Source organism: Halorubrum tibetense (genome assembly GCF_042661865.1).
In the GTDB taxonomy this organism is placed as follows: domain Archaea; phylum Halobacteriota; class Halobacteria; order Halobacteriales; family Haloferacaceae; genus Halorubrum; species Halorubrum tibetense.
Genome location: NZ_JBHSWW010000171.1, coordinates 1 through 5,300 on the forward strand (window position 1 = coordinate 1; position 5,300 = coordinate 5,300).

General features: G+C 69.9%; 6 protein-coding genes. 5 read left to right on the forward strand and 1 reads right to left on the reverse strand.

Features of this window, described 5'->3' with window-relative positions:
- From ACFQEU_RS10925 to ACFQEU_RS10935, 3 genes are all read left to right on the forward strand, one after another.
- Positions 1-728, forward strand: a 728-nt coding sequence (locus ACFQEU_RS10925) for a site-2 protease family protein (RefSeq protein WP_379782042.1), incomplete at its 5' end; no start/stop codon positions are given.
- A 101-nt stretch (positions 729-829) separates the two neighbouring features.
- Positions 830-2,101 (forward strand): ornithine cyclodeaminase, nickel-pincer nucleotide-dependent, encoded by a 1,272-nt coding sequence (locus tag ACFQEU_RS10930; protein ID WP_379782044.1) that lies wholly within the window; start codon positions 830-832, stop codon positions 2,099-2,101.
- The gene (locus ACFQEU_RS10935; protein ID WP_379782046.1) at positions 2,101-2,640 is read left to right on the forward strand and encodes a GNAT family N-acetyltransferase; all 540 of its coding nucleotides are present in this window, start codon (positions 2,101-2,103) and stop codon (positions 2,638-2,640) included. Before ACFQEU_RS10930 ends, ACFQEU_RS10935 begins: the two co-directional genes overlap by 1 nt.
- A gap of 47 nt (positions 2,641-2,687) precedes the next feature.
- Here the strand turns inward: ACFQEU_RS10935 and ACFQEU_RS10940 are convergent, their stop codons facing one another.
- Positions 2,688-4,190, reverse strand: coding sequence for a DUF6498-containing protein (locus ACFQEU_RS10940; protein ID WP_379782049.1), 1,503 nt, complete (start codon positions 4,188-4,190; stop codon positions 2,688-2,690).
- Between the two features lie 144 nt (positions 4,191-4,334).
- Here ACFQEU_RS10940 and ACFQEU_RS10945 point away from each other — a divergent pair, with 144 nt between their 5' ends.
- A complete protein-coding gene (locus tag ACFQEU_RS10945; protein ID WP_379782051.1) occupies positions 4,335-4,766 on the forward strand; it encodes a universal stress protein in 432 nt (143 codons plus the stop codon).
- A 75-nt stretch (positions 4,767-4,841) separates the two neighbouring features.
- Positions 4,842-5,300 (forward strand): deoxyribodipyrimidine photo-lyase (locus tag ACFQEU_RS10950; RefSeq protein WP_379782053.1); only part of this gene is annotated, 459 nt, incomplete at its 3' end.

A 5,300-nucleotide genomic window follows, 5' to 3' on the forward strand; every position in this document is an offset into this window, starting at 1 on the left:
AGATCGACGGCGAGCGCGTCTACGCAGCCGGCGACGGCCCGAACGGCCTCGCGACCGTGCTCGGCGAGCGCGAACCCGGAGCGACCGTCGAGGTCGTCGCGTACACGACCGAGCAGGAGCGCGTCACCTACGACGTGACGCTCGACGCACACCCGAACCGTGACGGCGGGTTCATCGGCGTCAGCGTCTTCCCCGGGACGAGCGGGCTCGCGCTCGACGACTTCGGCGTCACGGAGTACCCCGCCGGGGCGTACCTCGAACTGCTCGGCGGAGACGGCGGCGACGCGCTCGCGGACGTCCAGCCCGCCTTCGCCGGACTGATCGACTCGCCCCTGGGGCTCGTGTTCGTGACGCTGATCCTCCCGCTCGGCAGCCTGTTCGGGCTCCCGTTCAACTTCGCGGGGTTCACCGGGGAGGTCACGAACTTCTTCGTGCTCGACGGTGGGCTCGCGGTGTTGGGCGGGGGCGCGTTCCTGTTAGCGAACCTGCTGTTCTGGACCGGGTGGATCAACATCCAGCTGGCGCTTTTCAACTGCCTCCCGGCGTTCCCGCTCGACGGCGGCCGGATCCTGCGGATGGTCGCGGAGGCGGTGATGAGCCGGCTCCCGCTGTCGGACCGCCACGCCGCCGTCCGAACGATCACCGTCTCGTCGGGGTTGCTCATGCTGTTCGGCCTGATCGCGATGATCTTCGGGAACCAGATCCTCGGCGCGCTCGGGATGATCTGAGGCGACCGGCCGGCGGGGTCGTCGCCCGCCCTTCCGCAACCGCGGACAGCAACGTCCGCCGCAGGGGAAACCGGTTTCTCCACGCGGGCTGACGGGTGGATATGAGCCACGCACGCACCGTCGAGATCGAGGGACACATCATCGACAGCGGGACGATGCAGCGCTGTTTCGGCGCGGTGATGGATCTCGGCGGCTCCTTCGACGTCGAGCGGTTCGACGTCGGGACCCACGAGGAGGCCGAGTCGTACTGTCGGATGCAGGTGTCGGCCGACGACGAGGAGACGCTGCAGGCGATCCTCCACGAGCTCCACCAGAACGGCGCGGTGTTGGAGAACCCCTCCGACGTGGAACTCGTCGCCGCCCCCGCGGACAAAGTCGTCCCCCCGAACTTCTATTCGACGACGAACCACCCGACCGAGGTGTTGTACGACGGCGAGTGGATCGACGTCGAACGGATCGAGATGGACTGTGCGCTCGTCGTCGACCCCGACCCGGATGAAGGAAACGGGCCGCGCGCCTACACGCGGGTGCTCGACGCGGTCGAGGAGGGAGATATGGTCGCGACCGACCAGTCGGGGATCCGGGTACACCCGCCGGAGCGCCCCCGGAGCGGCGGCGGCGCGTTCGGCTTCATGCAGGGCGGCGTCTCCTCGGAACGACCCTCCGAGTCGACGATCCGAGAGGTCGCCGCGGCGTTACGCGAGGTGAAAGCCGACGGCGGGAACGTGATGGTCGTCGCCGGCCCCGCCGTGATCCACTCCGGCGCGGGCGAGGCGCTCGCGCGACTGGTCGAGGCGGGGTACGTCGACGCGCTGTCGGCGGGCAACGGGTTCGCGACCCACGACTTGGAGCGGTCGCTGTACGGCACCTCGCTCGGGATGGACGTGGAGACCCTCGAACACCCGCGGAAGGGTCACAAACACCACATTTGGACCATCTCGGAGATCATCCGGGCGGGGGGGATCGAGGCCGCCGTCGAGCAGGGGAAGGTGACGGAGGGGGTGATGTACCAGTGTGTCGAGAACGACGTCGACACCGTGCTCGCGGGGTCGATCCGCGACGACGGCCCGCTGCCGGACACGATCACCGACGCGGTCGAGGCACAGAACGCGATCCGCGATCAGGCACACGACGCCGACGTCGTGTTGATGCTCGCGACCCTGCTCCACTCCGTCGCGGTCGGGAACTGTCTCCCGTCGACGACGAAGACCGTCTGTGTCGACATCAACCCGGCAACCGTCACCCAGCTGCTCGACCGCGGCTCCGCGCAGGCGATCGGGATGGTGACCGACATCGGGACGTTCGTGCCGACGCTGGCGGAGTTCGTCCTCGAGGACGACGGCGAGAGCCACACCACCGACGGCGACGTCTGATGACGGTCGATATCCGCCCGTACGACCCCGAGATAGACACTGACGGCCTCTATCGATGTAAACTCGCGTTCGAGCGAGGGCTCGGCGAGAGCACCGGCGATGAGGCGAAGGCGACGGCGTACGAGGGCAAACTCACCGACGCGTACCGCGACGCGTGGCTCGCGTGGGTGGACCGCTGTGTCGACGACGACCCGCGGTGCGTGACCGTGGCCGTCGACAACGGGACCGACGCCGACAGCAACGCCGACAGCGACGTCGACGCCGGTGTCGTCGGGTACGTCTTCGTCCTCCCCGAGCGACTGGCGTTCGTCTGGGACGCCGCGGTGATAAACGAGCTCTACGTCGCGCCCGAGTATCGTGGCACCGGCGTCGCCGACGAGCTCGTGTCGGCCGCGCTGTCGCTCGCGGCCGACCAGGAGCTGCCGTTGGACCGGGTGGTGCTCGACGTCGACCCGGCGAACGAGCGTGCCCGAGCGTTCTACGACCGGCACGGCTTCGAGCCGTGGGGGGAGATGGTCGCCCGCCCGATCGAACGGTGATCGCGGCGGTGCGGGGGCGATGACGGTCGTCGTTCCCGCCTGATCCGTCAGTCGGGGTCCGGGTACGACCCGGACCACACCAGCCGCGGGACCGCAACGAGGAACGGGAGCAGGAAGACGACGAACAGGGGCGATCCGAGCGCGTCGCCGTCGAGGACGAGGGACGCGCCGACGCCGAGCGCGATCGTTGCCGCCAACACGACCGAGGCGGCCGCGATCCGACGGTCGATCGGCCGGAGATCGGTCGTGCCGACGGGCAGGTCGAACGCCTCGACGACGCCTTCCGGGTCGGTAACGGGCCCGACCACCCGTGCTCTCTCCTCGTCGCCCCACCCGGTCGTCATCCTGAACGTACGGGCGTCGAGTAGGCGATCCGGCAGCCTGTTCTCGACGACCTCGACGTCGCGGAGCACGTCGACGGGTGCCGCCCACTGCGGCTCGTCGAGCCACGTGTCGTACGCGACGATCCGGTCGTCGTACCGCCGGTATTCGAGCGACGCGTACCGGAGGACGAACCCCGCGACGTGGACCCCGATCGCGGCGAGACAGAGGCCGACGACGACGGCCAGGGTCCCGACTGCGATCGCCGGGGGCAGCTCCCCGTCGGTGAACGTCCCGAGAACGGCGACCCAGATCACCGCGAAGCCGGTGATATAAAACGCCGCGGGCCAGGAGAGCGTTCGTGCGAGCGCGGTGGCGACGACCGCGCGGCGATGCGTCCGAAACCGGGCGTCCGGGGCCGGCGGAGCCTCACCGTCAGACCCGTCGGCTCCGGGAACGCGGTCCGCCCTGGGTTCCTCGTCACCCCGAGGGCGGTCGACCGGATCCCGGGTCGCCGGGGCGTCCTCCGACCCGCTCGGGCCCGCGAGCCAGCCGGTGAAGCCGTCACGTGACGACCGGACGGTCGACCACTCGAGGAAGAGCTTGAGCCCGACGAGGACGACGAGGATCGCGACCCCGCCACCGACCGTGTCGAGGAACGGGAGGGCGAGGCCGACGAACACCAGGAAGAACGCCTGGCGGACCGGCGTTTCCACGACCGCGTACGGCGAGACGGTCTCGTAGCCGCGGTCGCCGATGTACTCCCGACTGACCTCGATCAACTGTCCGGCGAACAGCGCGAGCGCGGCCGCGAGCACCTCGGGTCGCGCGAGGAGCGCCGGGAGGTCGAAGACCTCGGAGAACACCGCTCCGGCGAACACCAGAAACCATCCCGCGCTGCCGGCGACCGCGGCCGCGAACGGGACGTTCCGGGGATACACGGGCGGGAGCCACGCGACGAGGCGAACGGAGCCCCGCTTTTCCACCAGTTCGGCGCTCGTGACGCTGATGAAGCCCTCCTCACGGTCCGACGGCGGGGGCCGAGCGGCGAACAACGCCTTCACGCCCGCCAACGGGATCGAGAGGCCGACCTCGATGGCGTAGATAGCCACAAGCGTCGCGGGGTCCCAGCCGAACCGGACGACCCCGACGAGCGGGAGCAGGTTCGCGACCAAGACCGGAAGGAACGGGTCGATTCGAGCCGACGAGTCGGAGCGGGTGGAGGGCATCGATCGTCCCCGGAACACAGAGGGCCTCTGGTTATAAGCGACACGACGGCCCGCCCGCGACCCCCGCCCGCGACCCTCACTCGCGACCCCACCGCGCGGGAACGCCGTCGAGGAGTTATGTACGAGGCGACGCTATCTCCATCCATGCGATACCTCGTTGCCACGGACGGGTCGACGCTAGGGGACGAAGCGGTCCGGTACGCCGCGCGACAGGCCGCCGCGTTCGAGGCGACGCTCGTGATCGCGCACGTGCTGACGCCGGACTCAGAACTGATCGACGGGATGCTCATCCTCCCGGGCGAGGAGGCGGCCGTCGAGGAGGGCGATCGCGTGTTATCGGCGGCCCGGCGGGTCGCCGAGACCGTCGCCGACGAGGAAGGAGCGGATATCGACATCGAAACGGAGCTGCTGACCGGCCGCCCGGCGGACGCTATCACGGCGTTCGCGGACGAGAGCGATGCCGACGCGATTCACGTCGGCCACCGCGGGCTGAGCGAGGAGCGCGAGCAGGTGGTCGGCAGCGTCGCGAAGAGCGTCGTCGACAAGGCGACCGTTCCGGTGACGGTGATCCGGTAGCAGTCTCGGGAGCCGACCCCGGCGCATCCGTCGGCGACAGACCCTTGCCCCGAGGACTCGAACTATCGGGTGAGAATGGGCGCGGACGAGGCGGAGGCGCTCGCGACACTCCCGGAGACCGACCGGATCCAGTCGCTGATCGGTGCCGCCGGCCATCCCGGAACCGTAGTCTGGCACCGCGAGGACCTGCGGATCGCGGACAACGCCGCGCTCGCGGCGGCCGCGTCACCGGAAGGCGAGCGGGATCCCGAAGGCGCGACCGCCGAACGCGCCGGCGACCCGCGCGTTCTCCCACTTTTCGTCTTCGATCCGGCCTTCTACGGCGACCGCGGGATGGCCTGTGACGCCCGGATCGAGTTCCTCCACGACTGCCTGCGCGACCTCGACCGCCAGTACCGCGACGTCGGCACGCCCGGACTGACGTACGCTCACGGCGACCCGGTCGAGCCCCTCGGTCGGTTCGTCGACGCCGGGTGGGACGTGGTCGCGACGCGCGACCCCACGGGTCGATACGGACTCCGTCGCGACGAGCGG

Bases quoted from the DNA above. Each gene is read 5' to 3' on its own strand.
- ACFQEU_RS10940 (WP_379782049.1), bottom strand. From the start codon at position 4,190: ATGCCCTCCACCCGCTCCGACTCGTCGGCTCGAATCGACCCGTTCCTT.
- ACFQEU_RS10945 (WP_379782051.1), top strand. From the start codon at position 4,335: ATGCGATACCTCGTTGCCACGGACGGGTCGACGCTAGGGGACGAAGCG.
- ACFQEU_RS10935 (WP_379782046.1), top strand. From the start codon at position 2,101: ATGACGGTCGATATCCGCCCGTACGACCCCGAGATAGACACTGACGGC.
- ACFQEU_RS10930 (WP_379782044.1), top strand. From the start codon at position 830: ATGAGCCACGCACGCACCGTCGAGATCGAGGGACACATCATCGACAGC.